Here is a 16,352-nt window from a genome sequence, read left to right on the forward strand (position 1 = left end):
CACCCTCCGAGGACGGCGGACAACACCTCTCCGCGTACGGACTCGACAACGTACGGTTGACGCATGACGAGCATCGGTGGTGCCGACATGGTCGACTGGAACCTCGCCGTGGCGACCGCGACCCGCCTCGTGCGGCCCGGTCCCGACGTGAGCCGGGACGAGGCGCGCGCCGTCGTCGCCGAGCTGCGCCGGCACGCAGGAGCCTCCGAGGAACACGTCCGGGAGTTCACTCGACTGTCCCCGCAGCAGGGCCGCGGGGACACTCCCGTCCTGGTCGTCGACCGCGCCGGCTGGGTCAGGGCGAACGTGGCCGGCTTCCGGGAGATCCTCAAGCCCCTCCTGGACAAGATGCAGGAGCGCCGCCCCGGCGGCCCCGGCGGCGCGGTGCTGGGCACGGTCGGCGGCAAGGTGACCGGCGTGGAGCTGGGCATGCTGCTGTCGTTCCTGGCGTCCCGTGTCCTCGGCCAGTACGAGACCTTCGCCCCGCCGGCCCGTGACCTCCCCGGCGGGAGCGACGGCGGCGGCCGCCTCCTCCTGGTCGCCCCGAACATCGTGCACGTCGAGCGGGAGCTGGACGTACGTCCGCACGACTTCCGCCTCTGGGTGTGCCTGCACGAGGAGACCCACCGCACCCAGTTCACCGCGGTGCCCTGGCTTCGCGACCACCTGGAGGGCGAGATCCAGTCGTTCCTCGCGGAGACCGAGGTCGACCCGGCGACGGTGCTGGAGCGGCTGCGCGAGGCGGCCCAGTCGCTGGCCGGCAGCCGTCCCGAGGGCGAGGAGGGGAACAGTGGCCGCAGTCTGGTCGAGATCGTGCAGACCCCTGCCCAGCGGGAGATCCTTGCTCGGCTGACGGCGGTGATGTCCCTGCTGGAGGGGCACGCGGACTTTGTGATGGACGGCGTGGGCCCCGCCGTCGTACCGTCCGTCGCGGAGATCCGGGAGAAGTTCCAGCAGCGCAGGGCGCGCGGCGCCGGCCGCCTGGACCTGGCGCTGCGCAAACTGCTCGGCCTGGACGCCAAGCTGCGCCAGTACCGGGACGGCGAGCGGTTCGTACGGGCCGTGGTGAACGAGGTGGGCATGGACGGCTTCAACCGTGTCTGGACCTCCCCGAACACGCTCCCCACCAAGTCGGAGATCGCCAAACCGGCGGACTGGATCGCAAGGGTGCACGGCAGGGCGGACTCCTGACCGGACGTCCCCCCGGCGAAACGCACTATCACCCGTCCGAGGGACCGTGAGGCTTGAGCAAGCGTGCAATGCTCGGGTAACGGCTCGGTTCTGTCACCATCTACACACTCTGTGTGACTGAATCCCCCCCCAGACCACCGAAGGGCACGGACATGGGTCCCCATCCTGCGGTCGCGGCGATACGCCTGGCGGTCCGCCGCGTACTCCACGACGTACTCACAGACACGACTCAGAACGCAGCCGGCGCGCCGCTGGTCCTCGTGGCCTGCTCAGGTGGCGCCGACTCGATGGCGCTCGCCTCCGCGCTCGCCTTCGAGGCCCCCAAGCTCCGGATCCGCGCCGGCGGCATCACCGTCGACCACGGCCTCCAGGACGGCTCCGCCTTCCGTGCCGCCGAGGTCGTCGCCCGCCTCACCGCTCTCGGCCTCGACCCCGTCGGGTCGGTCGCCGTGACCGTGGGCCGTGAAGGCGGACCCGAGGCTGCCGCCCGTGACGCCAGGTACACCGCACTCGACGCCGAGGCCGACCGCCACGGCGCCGTCGCCATCCTGCTCGGCCACACCCGCGACGACCAGGCCGAGACCGTGCTGCTCGGCCTCGCCCGCGGCTCCGGCATCCGCTCGCTCTCCGGAATGGCGGCCGTCTCCGGGCCCACCGGGCGCTACCGCCGCCCGTTCCTCGATCTCGACCGGCAAACCGCCCGCAAGGCCTGCCTGGTCCAGTCGCTGCCCGTCTGGGACGACCCGCACAATGCCGACCCCGCCTACACCCGCTCCCGGCTCCGCCACGAGGGCCTGCCCGCCCTGGAGAAGGCGCTCGGAAAGGGCGTCGTCGAGGCCCTGGCCCGTACGGCGCAGCTGTCCCGTGACGACGCCGACGCGCTCGACACCTGGGCCGCCGAGGCCGACGTCACCGTCCGGGACGAGGACGGCCTGCTGGAGTGCGCCAAGCTCTTCGCCCTGCCCCCCGCGGTCCGCCGCCGGGTGCTCCGCCGCGCGGCCATCACAGCGGGCTCACCTGCGGGTTCGCTGTTCGCCCGGCATGTGGAAGAGGTCGACCGGCTGATCACCGGCTGGCGTGGCCAGGGGGCCATCAATCTGCCCGGCCGGGTGGAGGCCCGTCGGCAGGGTGGCAGACTGGTCATCCGGCAAGGTTGATTCCGGCGCCCTCGACCAGGGCCGGGAGAGAAAGCGATGTGCGGGTGGACGTGAAGGACATGGGCGACGATCTCAAGTCGGTGCTCATCACGAAGGAAGAGATCGACGCGAAGCTGGCGGAGCTGGCCGCGAAGATCGACACGGAGTATGCGGGCAAGGACCTGCTCATCGTCGGCGTCCTGAAGGGCGCCGTGATGGTGATGGCGGACCTGGCACGCGTCCTGTCCACCCCCGTCACCATGGACTGGATGGCCGTGTCGTCGTACGGCGCGGGCACACAGTCCTCCGGTGTGGTCCGCATCCTCAAGGACCTCGACACCGACATCAAGGGCAAGCACGTCCTGATCGTCGAGGACATCATCGACTCGGGTCTGACGCTCTCCTGGCTGCTGTCGAACCTCGGCTCCCGCGAGCCGGCCTCGCTCGAGGTCGTCACGCTGCTGCGTAAGCCGGAAGCCGCAAAGGTCGCGATCGACGTGAAGTGGATCGGCTTCGACATCCCGAACGAGTTCGTCGTCGGGTACGGCCTGGACTACGCCGAGAAGTACCGCAACCTTCCGTTCGTCGGGACGCTCGCACCGCACGTCTACGGCGGCTGAAACGCCCGGGCAAGGCCGCCGGCACGACTTCGGCGGCTCAGCCCCGGACGCCCCGCGGCCCGGCCGTGGGACCCGCGGCCGGGAACCCCGGAACCTTCCTCCGCGTTGAAGCGAAGGACGGCGGTTTTGTCACTCGTACCATGCAGTCGCGGCTGACAAGCTGGGGTACCGTCCGAAGAACAGGTTTTTTCACAGCAGCATTTACCTACGGGCAGGAGGGACGGGGCGGAACCGCTCCGTATGGATGGACGTGAAGCGATACTTCCGTGGGCCGGTCATGTGGATCGTGCTGGCCGTCCTTGCCGTGGTCGTGCTGATTCAGGTCGTCGGCTCGTCGGGCGGCTACAAGACGGTCGACACCTACAAGGTCGTCCAGGCGATCGACAAGAACCAGGTCAAGCAGGCCAGGATCACGACTGGTGACAGTCAGGTGATCAAGATCCAGCTCAAGGACGGCCAGCAGGTCGACAAGAGCAACAAGATCCAGGCCAACTACATCAACGGCGACCAGGGTGTCGCGCTGGCCAACAAGCTCCAGGGCAAGGTCGACAGCGGTGAGCTCGAGAAGGGCTACACCGTCGCGCCCGACAAGCAGAACCCGTTCGTCGGCATTCTGTTCTCTCTGCTGCCCTTCGTCCTGATCGTGGTCGTCTTCCTGTTCCTGATGAACCAGATGCAGGGCGGCGGCTCCCGCGTCATGAACTTCGGGAAGTCCAAGGCGAAGCTCATCACCAAGGACACCCCGAAGACGACCTTCGCCGATGTGGCCGGCTCCGACGAGGCCGTCGAGGAGCTCCAGGAGATCAAGGAGTTCCTCCAGGAGCCCGCGAAGTTCCAGGCCGTCGGCGCCAAGATCCCGAAGGGTGTGCTGCTGTACGGCCCGCCCGGTACGGGCAAGACGCTGCTCGCCCGTGCCGTCGCCGGCGAGGCGGGTGTGCCGTTCTACTCGATCTCCGGTTCCGACTTCGTCGAGATGTTCGTCGGTGTCGGTGCCTCCCGAGTGCGTGACCTGTTCGAGCAGGCGAAGGCGAACGCCCCGGCCATCGTCTTCGTCGACGAGATCGACGCCGTCGGCCGGCACCGCGGCGCGGGCCTCGGCGGTGGCCACGACGAGCGCGAGCAGACCCTGAATCAGCTGCTCGTCGAGATGGACGGCTTCGACGTGAAGGGCGGCGTCATCCTGATCGCAGCCACGAACCGCCCGGACATCCTCGACCCGGCGCTTCTCCGTCCCGGCCGTTTCGACCGGCAGATCGCCGTCGACCGCCCCGACATGCAGGGCCGTCTGGAGATCCTCAAGGTCCACCAGAAGGGCAAGCCGGTCGCCCCGGACGTCGACCTGGCGGCGGTCGCTCGCCGTACGCCCGGCTTCACCGGCGCCGATCTGTCGAACGTGCTGAACGAGGCCGCGCTCCTCACGGCCCGCAGCGACAAGAAGCTGATCGACAACCACATGCTCGACGAGGCCATCGACCGCGTCGTGGCGGGCCCGCAGAAGCGGACCCGGATCATGTCGGACAAGGAGAAGAAGATCACCGCGTACCACGAGGGCGGTCACGCCCTGGTCGCGGCGGCCTCCCCGAACTCCGACCCGGTCCACAAGATCACGATCCTGTCCCGCGGCCGCGCCCTCGGCTACACCATGGTTCTGCCGGACGAGGACAAGTACTCCACCACCCGCAACGAGATGCTCGACCAGCTGGCGTACATGCTGGGCGGGCGCGCGGCCGAGGAGCTGGTCTTCCACGACCCGACCACCGGTGCCGCGAACGACATCGAGAAGGCCACGGCCACGGCCCGCGCGATGGTCACGCAGTACGGCATGACCGAGCGGCTCGGCGCGATCAAGTTCGGCGGCGACAACACCGAGCCTTTCCTGGGCCGGGAGATGGCGCACCAGCGCGACTACTCCGAAGAGGTCGCAGCGCTGGTCGACGAAGAGGTCAAGAAGCTCATCGAGACCGCGCACAACGAGGCCTGGGAGATCCTGGTCGAGAACCGCGATGTCCTGGACGACCTGGTCCTCGCGCTCCTCGAGAAGGAGACCCTGGGCAAGGAGGAGATCGCCGAGATCTTCGCCCCGATCGTGAAGCGCCCGGCCCGTCCGGCCTGGACCGGTTCCTCGCGGCGTACACCGTCGACCCGGCCCCCGGTGCTCTCCCCGAAGGAGCTGGCGCTGACGAACGGCGCCAACGGCTCGGGCAGCAGCAACGGCGCGGTCCCGGTCGAGGCCGCGGCCGACACGGTCGCCGAGGAGCGCTCGGAGAGCTGATCCCGAGGGTCCGGCGCCCCGGAATGAATGCCGCATCCCCCAGGTTTTAGCCTGGGGGATGCGGCTTTTTCGCATGCCCGCATGGAGAGCAAGGGAACGAGGCACAGATGACCGACCCGGTGACGCTGGACGGCGAGGGCACGATCGGCGAGTTCGATGAGAAGCGCGCCGCGAACGCCGTACGGGAACTGCTCATCGCGGTCGGCGAGAACCCGGACCGTGAGGGGCTCCGTGAGACGCCGGGCCGGGTGGCGCGAGCGTACAAGGAGATATTCGCGGGGCTGTGGCAGAAGCCCGAGGACGTGCTGACCACGACCTTCGACCTCGGCCACGACGAGATGATCCTGGTCAAGGACATCGAGATCACGAGCTGCTGCGAACATCATCTGGTGCCGTTCCGCGGCGTGGCCCACGTCGGATACATCCCGGCCACCAGCGGCAAGATCACCGGTCTTTCCAAGCTGGCCCGGCTGGTGGACGTCTACGCCCGCCGTCCGCAGGTCCAGGAGCGGCTCACCACGCAGATCGCCGACTCGCTCATGGAGATCCTGGAACCGCGCGGCGTGATCGTCGTCATCGAGTGCGAGCACATGTGCATGTCGATGCGCGGGATCCGCAAGCCCGGCGCGAAGACCATCACCTCCGCGGTCCGCGGCCAACTGCGCGACGCGGCCACCCGCAACGAGGCGATGAGCCTGATCATGGCCAACTGACTGCGCCGGGCCGCCGGTCGGCCCCTGTACGGTGCGAAGGACCGTCACGGATATGTGACGGTCCTCCCCGTATGAAGCTGTAGGCGCCGCTGAAGCTGCAGGCGCCGTGCCGGCGCGCCTGGTGAGCCGGACCGGGAGGTCAGGCGAGGCCGGTGGCGCCACCCCCGTGGCTGCCGTCGTCCTCGTCCTCGGGGAGCCTGCAGACGCGCTCCAGGAAGAGAGCGGCGGCGATCACCCCGATGCCCGCCAGCACCGCGAAGCCGGCGTAGATGGCCTGGTCGCGGCGGCCCGGGATGTCGAGGAAGCCCAGCAGAAAGACGCCCGCGCCGCCGTACATCCCGCTGACCAGGGCGGCGACCAGCGCGCTCGCCTGGCCGAAGACCACCGCGCGGGCCGCCATCAGCGGCTCCACGCCGCGGGCGCCGGGGCGGCGATCACGCTGGGCGCGCAGCCGGGCGCGCAGGGACAGGGCTGTTGCGAGCAGCACGACGGCGATCACGCCGAGCACGATCGGGGCGGCCAGCGGGACGCTGGGCAGGTCGCCGAACGAGTCCCAGAGACGGGCGCCCGCCCAGGAGATCACTCCGGCCACGATGAACAGTCCGGCCAGTACTCCGAGCCGTAGTTGTTTCACCGTGGTGCCCTTCATCCGACCGGTCGTATCGACTCCGCAGAGCCTAACGACTACTCGGGGAGACGGAGTTCCAGGTCGGTCCGCGGAAGGACGCCCTCCCTGCCGACCCGGTCCAGCAGTTCGGTGACCCGGCCCTGCCCGGGCAGGTGGGCCTCGGGGTCTATGTCGTGCCACGGGGCGAGGACGAAGGCGCGCTGGTGGGCGCGCGGGTGAGGCAGCGTGAGGACCGGGTCGTCGGAGACGACGCCGGCGTACGCCACGATGTCCACGTCGATGGTGCGCGGGCCCCAGCGCACCTCACGGACGCGGTCGAAGGCTTCCTCGATGGCCTGGCCGCGCTCCAGCAGCGAGGCGGGCGGCAGGGTGGTCTTCACCAGGACGACCGCGTTGAAGTACGACGGCTGGGAACCGGGGTCGACGCCCCAGGGCTCGGTCTCGTACACCGGGGAGACGGCCTTGACCCGCACGCCGGGCGTGTCCTCCAGGGCGTCGACGGCGCCCTGGAGGGTCTCCAGGCGGTTGCCGAGATTGCTGCCGAGGGAGATCACAGCCCACTTGGGGTTGCTCAGGGTCGTATCAGCCGCGTCCACCGTCTCCACCACGGAGGCGGGCACCGGCTGCACGGTCGGGTCGCTCTGCGTGGGGTTCATCGGCGGCTCCGGGTGATCGTGATGGTCACGTCGTCGAAGGGGACGGTGATGGGGGCGTCCGGCTTGTGGACGACCACCTCGACCTCGAGGACACCGTCGTGCTTGAGGCACTGCTGGGCGATGCGCTCCGCGAGCGTCTCGATCAGGTCGACCGGCTCACCCTTGACGACATCCACGACCTCCTCGGCAACGATGCCGTAGTGCACGGTCTTCGTCAGGTCGTCGTCGGCCGCCGCAGGGCGGGTGTCCAGTCCGAGGACGAGGTCCACGATGAAGGTCTGGCCTTCTTCGCGTTCCCTGGGGAAGACGCCGTGGTGGCCTCGGGCCTTCAGGCCGCGCAGCGCGACACGATCCACGCGAATCACTCCTGCTTTCGTTGATTCGGACAGGCACCGGGTGCGGCCGGCGCTCACCTTCACTCGAATCTACCTGCGAGCTCTGACAGTGCTCACCAACGGAATCCGTCGGCAGGCTCTCGAACGCCCCCTACCCAGCCTCACCCGGACGACTCTTCGCCCTCTTCCTCACTGGCCTCCGCCAGTACGGGCGAGGCGTGGTGCGACCACAGTTTCCAGCCGTCCGGTGTGCGGCGAAACACATTGGTGGCGACCACCAGCTGGCCGACGAGAGGGCCCAGCTCGCCCGCCTCCTCGGCCGGCCCGCCGCTGAGGATGTTCTCGGTGCACGTCACCAGCGCGGTGTCGGCCATGACGGTGACCTTCACATCCGTCAGGAAGAACTGGATGTAGTCCGTGTTGGCCATGATCAGCGCGTACGAACGCAGCACCTCGCCGCGCCCGGTCAGTACCGGCCAGCCGGGGTGCACGCACGAGATCTCGTCGTTCAGCCAGAGTCCGGAGAGCTCGTCGAAGTCGCCCCGCTCCATGGCCTCGTAGAAGGCGGTGTTCGCGCGTTCGACCTCGTCGACGTCCGTACCGCGCGTCACCGGGCTCCTTCGACGGCCCGGGCCACCCGGACCGCGTCGGCCGTCGCCCGTACCTCGTGGACCCTTACCGCCCAGGCACCCTCGTGCGCGGCGATCGCGGACACGGCGGCGGTGGCGGCGTCCCGCTCCCGGGCGGGCGGCGGGGTGCCGTCGTCACCGGCCAGCACATGGCCCAGGAATCGCTTGCGGGACGCGGCCACCAGCAGCGGCCGGCCGAGCGCCCGGAGCTCGTCGAGGTGGGCGACGAGCGCCAGGTCGTGCTCGGCCGCCTTGGCGAAGCCGAGGCCCGGGTCGAGCACGATGCGCTCGGGCGCGATCCCGCCGTCGACGACGGCGTCCATGCGGTCACGCAGCTCGGCCGCGACCTCGGCGACGATGTCGCCGTAGACCGCGCGGCTGTTCATGTTCTCGCTGAAGCCGCGCCAGTGCATCACGACGAACGGAGCCCCGGCCGCGGCGACCACGCGCACCATGTCCGGGTCGGCGAGACCGCCGCTGACGTCGTTGACCAGCCGTGCGCCGGCCGCGACGGCCTGCTCGGCGACGCTGGCGCGCATGGTGTCGACCGAGACGGTGACCCCCTCGGAGGCGAGCCCCCGCACCACGGGCACGACCCGCCGGAGCTCCTCCTCCTCGTCCACCCGTGTGGCCCCGGGCCGGGTGGACTCGCCGCCCACGTCCACCATGTCGGCGCCCTGGGCGACAAGGTCCAGGCCGTGCTTGACGGCGGCCGTGGTGTCGAACCAGCGGCCGCCGTCCGAGAACGAGTCGGGCGTCACGTTCACGACACCCATGACCGCACAACGGTCCCACTCCGGCAGTCCTTCGACCAAGCCCCGTCCACGCAACGTACTCATGCGTCCAGCCTAGGGGGTGTCCGATGGGGCGCCGTGGGGAAGGAGTGCCTGCCGCGGAGCGGCTGGTGTCCCGTGGTGCCGTGCATCGCAAGGCGGAGGAGGGCCCGCCGCGGAGCGGCTGGTGTCCATGCATGCGTGGGAGCACCCTGGGGGCACCCTGGGGGCACCCTGGGGGCACCCTGGGGGCACCCCCAGCGGTAGCTGGGGGAGGTAGCTGGGGGAGGTAGCTGGGGGACATCGGCGACCGACGACAACGATGGGGGCACCTCCCGTGCCCGAAGGGCTACGGGGGAGAGGCGCGGTGCCAGGCGTCGCGACGCCACGGAGATCCGTCGGACACCCCCTGGGCCCGCCCGTACGGGGTTCTCCCCACCGCCCGGCGCCCGGTGACGGACGCCGGGCGTGCTCGGCCGCGGCCGCCGCGGGTGTCACGCCGCGCGGACCTCGTGCGCCCCCGTGTCCGGGACGATGTGGGCGCAGGGCCGCGGCCGGCCCGGCCGGAGCCGCGGGAGGGCGAGCGTCACGAAGCCCTCCGCCCGCATCGCGGCGAGGCCGATCCGGGGCAGGTCGCCGGTGTTGCGGTAGACGACGAAGCGGGGCTCCCAGCGGGGCTGGAACTTCGCGTTGAACTTGTACAGCGACTCGATCTGGAACCAGCGGGACAGGAAGACCAGCAGCCCCCGCCACATCCGGCACACCGGCCCCGCACCCAGCTTCTCGCCGCGTGCCAGGGCCGAGCGGAACATGGCGAAGTTGAGCGAGATGCGCTCGATGCCCAGGCGGGGTGCGTCCCGCAGCGTGGCGACGATCAGCAGCTCGTTCATGCCGGGATCGGCGGCGCGGTCGCGGCGCATCAGGTCCAGGGAGACACCGTCCGGACCCCAGGGGACGAAGTGCAGGACGGCTTTCAGGTCTCCGTACGGGCCCGTCTCGCCCTCCTCGGTCCGGTGGGCGGTCGCTATGAGCGACCCGCTGTCCTCGGAGTCGCCGATCCGGCCGAGAGCCATGGAGAAGCCGCGCTCGGTGTCGGTGCCGCGCCAGCTCTCGGCGGCCCGCCGGATCCGGTCCAGTTCGGCTTCGCTGAGATCACGGACGCGCCGTACCCGGGTCTCGTAGCCATTGCGCTCGATGCGCTTCACCATCTGACGTACATTCCGCATCGCGCGCCCGCTGAGCGAGAAATCCGCGACGTCCACCACCGCCTCGTCGCCGAGCTCCAGCGCATCGAGTCCGGTCTCGCGGGTCCAGACCTCGCCGCCGGTCTCGCTGCAGCCCATCACGGCCGGGGTCCAGGAGTGGGCCTTCGCCTCGTCCATGAAGCGTTCGATGGCGCCGGGCCAGGCCTCGACGTCGCCGATGGGGTCGCCGCTGGCGAGCATCACGCCGGAGACGACGCGGTAGCAGACGGCGGCCTTGCCGCTGGGGGAGAAGACGACGCCCTTGTCGCGGCGGAGCGCGAAGTAGCCGAGCGAGTCGCGGGTGCCGTGTTTGTCGAGCAGTTCGCGCAGCCGGCGTTCGTCGTCCCCGGTGAGGCGGACGGCCGGGTGTTCGGGCCTGAAGGCGAGGTAGATGGTGGTGGTGGCGGTGAGCAGACCCAGCGCGCCCAGTGAGTAGCCGACGGTCCAGTCGACGCCGTCCGCGTAGCGGATGGGGCCCTCGAAGCCGAAGAGCCCGACCAGCACATGCTCCAGACGGTCGGTCAGACTGGGGCTGCCGACGATGCGGCCGGGATGCGAGTTGACGATGACCAGGCCGAGGCCGATGGAGCCGGCGCCGAGTACGACGAAGTTGGCCAGTGCCGTCCAGCGGCTGCGCGGGTCGGGGAGGGCCGCGAACTCACGCCGGTGGCGCAGCAGCAGGGTGAGGATCCCGAGCGAGATCAGTACGCCGATGACGGAGTGCCGGTAGACGAACTGCGCGACGGCGCCGACGGGGAGCAGGATCACGGCGGCCCGCCAGGCCCTGCGCTTGCGGCGCTTGATGCCGTGTGCGAGGAGCAGCAGCAGGACGCCGACGCTCAGCGACATCGCGGCGGCGAAGGGGCCGACGGCGCCGGGCAGCACTTCGGCCAGGGTGTGCATCCGGCTGTGGCGGAAACGGGGGAACACGCCGGCGGCGATGTCCACGAGGCCCACGAGCGTGCAGGCCGTGCCGACCAGCGTGGGTACCGACTCGGGGCGAGGACCACGCAGGACGCGGCGCACCCGGCTCGGAACCGATCCAGTTTTGTCCTCATCTACCTTGTCAGACATCGCTTCCCGTGGCTCCGCGAGAGATCCTGTGTCCACCGGCGGTCGGCGCGACCGCGGCAATCGGACGATTTGCGACCTCTAGGACGACACATCGGGGGAGCGGGTTGCCCTCGCTCTCCCAAAAATTTTGTGTTGAAAAGGTTTCGATCTCGTCATGGGTCTCACGAGCATCACGGTTCTGCTGTCGGCCGTCGGTCTCACGGTGGTGCTGTTCATTGTCACGATCCGGTACTGGCCGCGGTTCGCCGGACGCGGATGGCGGGCGGTGTCCGGGCGGATCGGGCTGCTGCTGGTGGTCCAGCTGGCGCTCTTCGCCTCGGTGGGACTCGCCGTGAACCGGTCCTTCCTCTTCTACGGCTCGTGGGCCGACCTCCTCGGACAGGAGAAGGAACCGGGGGTGGTCGTGGACCACTCGGCGGGAAGCAGCCGCGTACGGGTCGTCGGCAGACAGCAGCTGGACGTGCCGGCCGGGTCGGTCCCCTCGGCGGGCGGCCAGATCCAGAATGTGGTGATCGCGGGTGAGAAGTCGGGGATCTCCAGCCGGGCCTATGTCTATCTGCCGCCGCAGTACTTCCAGTCGGAGTACCGGAACCGCACCTTCCCCGCGGCCGTGGTGCTCACCGGATACCCGGGCACCGCGGAGAACCTCATCAAGGGGCTGAGGTACCCCAAGACCGCCTTCCAGCAGGCCAAGGACGGTCGGATGCAGCCCATGGTGCTGGTGATGCTGCGGCCGACGGTGGCGCCGCCGAGGGACACCGAGTGCGTGGACGTACCGGGTGGCCCGCAGACCGAGACCTTCCTCGCCGAGGATCTGCCGAAGGCGGTCTCGGAGGCCTATCGGGTCGGCACCGAGCCACGGAACTGGGGTGTCATCGGCAATTCGACGGGCGGCTACTGCGCGCTGAAGCTCGCCCTGCACCACCCCGGGCGGTTCTCCGCCGCGGCGGGCCTGTCCGCGTACTACAAGGCCGCGGAGGACCCGACGACCGGTGACCTCTTCCACGGCCGGAAGGAACTGCGCGACCGGGCCGACCTGCTGTGGAGCCTGGACCGCCTGCCGCCGGTGAACGCGTCCTTCCTGGTCACCAGCAGCAGGCACGGCGAGCCGAACCTCGCGGCGACCAGGAAGTTCATCGAGAAGGTGAAGGCGCCCGGGCGGGTCTCGTCGATCCTGCTCGACAGCGGCGGTCACAACTTCAACACCTGGCGCCGTGAGGTGGGGCCCGCGCTGGTGTGGCTGAGCGGACGGCTCAGCGCGAGCTGACCGTCTCGACGTCCACCTCGTCGCGGGGGACGTCCCTGGCGTCCGCGCCGATGGAGCGGCGCAGTGCCTCATGGAGCCGGGCGGGGGTGAGGACCCCGAGGAAACGTCCCTTCTCCCGCTCGTCGATGATCGCGATCCAGCCCGCGTCGTGCTGGAGCATGGTCGCGAAGGCCTGCTTGAGCGAGGCGCCGACGGGCAGCCAGGCCTCCATCCGGCGGGCCCGCTCGCGTACCGTCCCGGTGCCCGTGGCGGCCCGCTCGGCCGAGATCCAGCCGTGCAGGTTCTCGTCGGCGTCCAGCACCACGGCCCAGCGGGCGCCGAGCTTCCTGGGCAGTCGGTCGTCGAGGTGGACCACCGGCGGCTGCTCCAGGTCGCCGTCCTCGACGGGGGTCACCGAGAGCCGTTTCAGCCCGCGGTCCGCGCCCACGAAGTCCGCGACGTACGGGGTGGCCGGCGCGCCCAGTACGGCGGCCGGTGCGTCGAACTGCTCGATGGTGCCCTGCCCGTAGACGGCGATACGGTCGCCGAGCCGGACCGCCTCCTCGATGTCGTGGGTGACGAAGAGGACCGTCTTGCGCACCTGGGACTGGAGCCGGAGGAATTCGCTCTGCAGCCGTTCGCGCACGACCGGGTCGACCGCGCCGAACGGCTCGTCCATCAGCAGGACGGGCGGATCGGCCGCCAGCGCCCGGGCGACGCCGACGCGCTGGCGCTGGCCGCCGGAGAGCTGGTCGGGGTAGCGGTCGCCGTACGTCCCCGGATCCAGCCCGACCAGATCGAGCAGTTCGGCGGCGCGCTCGCGGGCCCTGGCGCGCTTCCAGCCGAGCAGATGGGGGACGGTGGCGGTGTTCTCCAGGACCGTCTTGTGCGGGAAGAGGCCGACCTGCTGGATGACATAGCCGATACGGCGGCGCAGCTGCACGGGGTCGATCGTGGCGATGTCCTCGCCGTCGAGGAGGATCCGGCCCGACGTCGGCTCGATGAGCCGGTTGACCATCTTCATGGTGGTGGTCTTGCCGCAGCCGGACGGGCCGACGAGGGTGACCAGTTCACCCTCGGCGACCTCGAAGGACAGATCGTCGACGGCGGCGGTGCCGTCGGCGTACCGCTTGGTGACATGCTCGAACCGGATCATGACTCCCCATTTTGACCCCTCCCCCTCGGTGAACGGGGGGATTCCTGGCTCACGCCGCTCGGTTGCTCGGCGAGTGACCAAGTCTGACGCGATCAGCACCAGCCGCGGTTGTACAGGCGCTTCGTACCCATCTCTGCCTGAAGGCGGGGGCGTCCACGAGAAATCAGGTTGAAGCGCGTTGTGTGAAGGCCGCGTTGCTCTCGTGCGTCGGTTGCGGCCGATTGTCGGCGGCGGAGGCTAGGGTCTTTCCCGGAGGGGGTGGATCGAATGGCCGTGCGGAACTGTCTGGTGGCGAACGACTGGATCTGCTGGGAGTACGTACGCTCCCGCAGCCAGGAGCTGACGGACGCGACCGTCCAGCATGTCTCGATCACGGCGGTGTCCGTGCTGATCGGTCTGCTGATCGCTCTGCCGCTGGCCCTGCTCGCGCGCGCCCGGCGGGGTTTCGCCGGGCCGGTGCTCGGTCTGACGACGATGCTCTACACCATCCCGTCGCTGGCGATGTTCTCCCTGCTGCTCCCGCTGTTCGGGCTGTCGGCCGCCCTGGTGGTCACGGGCCTGGTGCTGTACTCCCTGACGATTCTCGTGCGGAACATCCTGGCCGGCCTCGCGGCGGTGCCGCCGGACGCCCGGGAGGCCGCGCGGGGGATGGGATACGGGCCGGTGCGGCTGCTGTGGGAGGTGGAACTGCCGCTGGCACTCCCGGCGTTGATGGCCGGAGTGCGGATCGCCACCGTCTCGACGATCGCGCTGACGACGGTCGGGGCCATCGTGGGGCGCGGCGGTCTCGGCAACCTGATCGCCGACGCCCTGCCGAGTCTGTTCAAGGCGCAGGTGCTCACGGCCTCGGTGCTCTGTGTGCTGCTCGCGGTCCTCGCGGACCTGCTTCTGCTGGGACTGCAGCGGCTGCTGACACCCTGGACCCGGATACCCGCACGCACGCTGAAGGCGGTCTGATGGGCGCGGTGGCAGACGCCTGGACCTGGCTGACCACGAGGTCCAACTGGTCGGGCGAGAGCGGCGCCTGGCACCGGCTCGCGGAGCATCTGTACGTCAGCGGAGTGGCCTTCGGACTCGCCTGCCTGATCGCACTTCCGGTCGCGCTGTGGCTGGGGCATCTCGGCAGGGGCGGCGCGCTCGCGGTCAACCTCTCCAACACCGGCCGTGCGATCCCGACCTTCGCGGTGCTGGCGCTGCTCATGCTCACACCGCTGCGTACGCACGGCGATGTGCCGACGGTCATCGCACTGGTGCTGTTCGCCGTGCCACCGCTGCTGACCAACGCCTACACCGGTATGCGTGAGGTCGACCGGGCCGTGCTGGAAGCGGCGCGGGGGATGGGTATGTCGGGGCGCCAGCTGTTCGTGCGGGTCGAACTGCCGCTGGCCTACCCGCTGATCATGACCGGCGTCCGGTCGGCCGCGGTCCAGGTGATCGCCACCGCCACGCTGGCCGCGATGACGGGCGGCGGTGGCCTCGGCCGGATCATCACCGCGGGTTTCAATACTTACGACACCGCGCAGGTGGTGGCCGGAGCGCTGCTTGTCGCGGTGCTGGCGCTGCTGGTGGAGGTCGTGCTGGTGGCGGCGGACCGTCTGCTCAGCCCGCTCCGGAAGACGACGTGAACCTTTTCCCTGGATGGTGAACCTCATGAGCAAGACCTCGCGCACAGCGGGTGCGGTCCTGGCCGCGGTGGCGCTGGCGGGCTCCCTCGGAGCGTGCGGCGGCGACAGTCTGGAGAAGCAGAAGGACGGCGGCAGCACCTCCGCCGACGGCGGAGGCGGCAAGGGCTCGCTGGTCGTGGGCGCCGCAGGCTTCACCGAGTCCAAGGTGCTCGCGGAGCTGTACGCCCGGGTGCTCGCCGACGCCGGATACAAGACGTCCGTCACGACCGTGGCCAACCGCGAGTTGTACGAACCGGCCCTGGAGAAGGGCGAGATCGACGTCGTGCCGGAATACGCGGCGACACTCGCCGAATTCCTCAACGCGAAGGTCAACGGCCCCAAGGCGCCCGAGGAGAAGCCCGTCGCCTCCGGCGATGTCGACACCACCGTGGCGGCTTTGTCGAAGCTGGCCGAGCCGCGCGGGCTGAAGGTGCTGCCGGCCGGAGAGGCCGTCGATCAGAACGCGTTCGCGGTCACAAAGGAATACGCCGACAAGAACGGCCTCAAGACGCTTTCCGATCTTGGAAAGACCAAGCTCAAGATCAAGATCGCGGCGGGTGACGAATGCGAGATCCGGCCGTTCTGTGCGCCGGGACTGAAGGCGACCTACGGCATCGACGTGACCGGCATCGACCCCAAGGGCGTCGGCACTCCGCAGGCCAAGCAGGCGGTCAAGGACGGTGCCGACCAGCTGGTGCTGACCACCACGACCGACGCCACCCTGGAGTCGTACGGACTGGTCCTGCTCGCCGACGACAAGAAGCTCCAGAACGCCGACAACATCCTGCCGGTGGTGAATGCCAAGGAGGCCGGTGGCCAGGAGATCGCCGACGCTCTCGGCAAGCTCACCAAGGTGCTGACCACGGATGATCTGGTGCTGCTGAACCGCAAGGTGGATGCCGAGCGGGTGAAGCCGGCCGACGCGGCGGAGGAGTATCTGACGTCCAAGGGGCTGATCAAGAAGTAGCGCGAGGGAAATGGACGTAACCGCCTTGGAACAGATTGCCGGGCGGTG

At 69.7% G+C, this 16,352-nt stretch carries 16 protein-coding genes; 9 read left to right on the forward strand and 7 right to left on the reverse strand.

Annotated features, from left to right (window positions below; all coding sequences use genetic code 11):
* Positions 1-63: 63 nt before the first annotated feature.
* From ABD858_RS17825 to folE, 5 genes are all read left to right on the forward strand, one after another.
* Positions 64-1,191, forward strand: a complete 1,128-nt coding sequence (locus ABD858_RS17825) for a zinc-dependent metalloprotease (RefSeq protein WP_345038623.1) — start codon at positions 64-66, stop codon at positions 1,189-1,191.
* A 152-nt stretch (positions 1,192-1,343) separates the two neighbouring features.
* Positions 1,344-2,348 (forward strand): tRNA lysidine(34) synthetase TilS, encoded by a 1,005-nt coding sequence (tilS, locus tag ABD858_RS17830; protein WP_345044648.1) that lies wholly within the window; start codon positions 1,344-1,346, stop codon positions 2,346-2,348.
* Positions 2,349-2,407: 59 nt separating this feature from the next.
* Positions 2,408-2,947, forward strand: a complete 540-nt coding sequence (hpt, locus tag ABD858_RS17835) for a hypoxanthine phosphoribosyltransferase (protein ID WP_345044651.1) — start codon at positions 2,408-2,410, stop codon at positions 2,945-2,947.
* Positions 2,948-3,191: 244 nt separating this feature from the next.
* Positions 3,192-5,219 (forward strand): ATP-dependent zinc metalloprotease FtsH, encoded by a 2,028-nt coding sequence (gene ftsH, locus ABD858_RS17840; protein WP_345038626.1) that lies wholly within the window; start codon positions 3,192-3,194, stop codon positions 5,217-5,219.
* Between the two features lie 107 nt (positions 5,220-5,326).
* A complete protein-coding gene (folE, locus tag ABD858_RS17845) occupies positions 5,327-5,932 on the forward strand; it encodes a GTP cyclohydrolase I FolE (protein ID WP_345038628.1) in 606 nt (201 codons plus the stop codon).
* A 139-nt stretch (positions 5,933-6,071) separates the two neighbouring features.
* Here folE and ABD858_RS17850 read toward each other — a convergent pair whose 3' ends face one another.
* From ABD858_RS17850 to ABD858_RS17875, 6 genes are all read right to left on the reverse strand, one after another.
* Positions 6,072-6,566, reverse strand: coding sequence for a DUF3180 domain-containing protein (locus tag ABD858_RS17850; RefSeq protein WP_345044653.1), 495 nt, complete (start codon positions 6,564-6,566; stop codon positions 6,072-6,074).
* A gap of 50 nt (positions 6,567-6,616) precedes the next feature.
* Positions 6,617-7,216 (reverse strand): 2-amino-4-hydroxy-6-hydroxymethyldihydropteridine diphosphokinase, encoded by a 600-nt coding sequence (folK, locus tag ABD858_RS17855; protein ID WP_345038630.1) that lies wholly within the window; start codon positions 7,214-7,216, stop codon positions 6,617-6,619.
* Positions 7,213-7,572, reverse strand: coding sequence for a dihydroneopterin aldolase (gene folB, locus ABD858_RS17860; protein ID WP_345038632.1), 360 nt, complete (start codon positions 7,570-7,572; stop codon positions 7,213-7,215). Before folB ends, folK begins: the two co-directional genes overlap by 4 nt.
* A 140-nt stretch (positions 7,573-7,712) precedes the next feature.
* Complete coding sequence (locus ABD858_RS17865) at positions 7,713-8,162, reverse strand: nuclear transport factor 2 family protein (RefSeq protein ID WP_345038634.1); 450 nt, start codon at positions 8,160-8,162, stop codon at positions 7,713-7,715.
* Positions 8,159-9,019, reverse strand: a complete 861-nt coding sequence (folP, locus tag ABD858_RS17870; protein WP_345038636.1) for a dihydropteroate synthase — start codon at positions 9,017-9,019, stop codon at positions 8,159-8,161. Before folP ends, ABD858_RS17865 begins: the two co-directional genes overlap by 4 nt.
* Positions 9,020-9,447: 428 nt before the next feature.
* Positions 9,448-11,271 (reverse strand): phosphatidylglycerol lysyltransferase domain-containing protein, encoded by a 1,824-nt coding sequence (locus ABD858_RS17875; RefSeq protein ID WP_345038639.1) that lies wholly within the window; start codon positions 11,269-11,271, stop codon positions 9,448-9,450.
* A gap of 154 nt (positions 11,272-11,425) precedes the next feature.
* On the opposite strand from ABD858_RS17875, the gene ABD858_RS17880 reads away from it, so the two are divergent.
* Positions 11,426-12,538, forward strand: a complete 1,113-nt coding sequence (locus ABD858_RS17880) for an alpha/beta hydrolase (protein WP_345038641.1) — start codon at positions 11,426-11,428, stop codon at positions 12,536-12,538.
* Here ABD858_RS17880 and ABD858_RS17885 read toward each other — a convergent pair.
* Positions 12,525-13,673, reverse strand: coding sequence for an ABC transporter ATP-binding protein (locus ABD858_RS17885; protein ID WP_345038644.1), 1,149 nt, complete (start codon positions 13,671-13,673; stop codon positions 12,525-12,527). The genes ABD858_RS17880 and ABD858_RS17885 overlap by 14 nt on opposite strands.
* A 267-nt stretch (positions 13,674-13,940) precedes the next feature.
* On the opposite strand from ABD858_RS17885, the gene ABD858_RS17890 reads away from it, so the two are divergent.
* The 3 genes from ABD858_RS17890 to ABD858_RS17900 are packed head-to-tail and all read left to right on the forward strand — an operon-like array spanning position 13,941 to position 16,304.
* Positions 13,941-14,630, forward strand: coding sequence for an ABC transporter permease (locus ABD858_RS17890; RefSeq protein WP_345038646.1), 690 nt, complete (start codon positions 13,941-13,943; stop codon positions 14,628-14,630).
* Positions 14,630-15,298, forward strand: a complete 669-nt coding sequence (locus tag ABD858_RS17895) for an ABC transporter permease (RefSeq protein ID WP_345038648.1) — start codon at positions 14,630-14,632, stop codon at positions 15,296-15,298. The genes ABD858_RS17890 and ABD858_RS17895 overlap by 1 nt, the downstream gene beginning before the upstream one ends.
* Positions 15,299-15,323: 25 nt before the next feature.
* Positions 15,324-16,304: an ABC transporter substrate-binding protein gene (locus ABD858_RS17900; RefSeq protein WP_345038651.1), complete on the forward strand. Its 981-nt coding sequence runs from the start codon at positions 15,324-15,326 to the stop codon at positions 16,302-16,304.
* The last annotated feature ends 48 nt before the right edge of the window (positions 16,305-16,352 follow it).

Source organism: Streptomyces sannanensis, assembly GCF_039536205.1.
GTDB classification, from domain to species: domain Bacteria; phylum Actinomycetota; class Actinomycetes; order Streptomycetales; family Streptomycetaceae; genus Streptomyces; species Streptomyces sannanensis.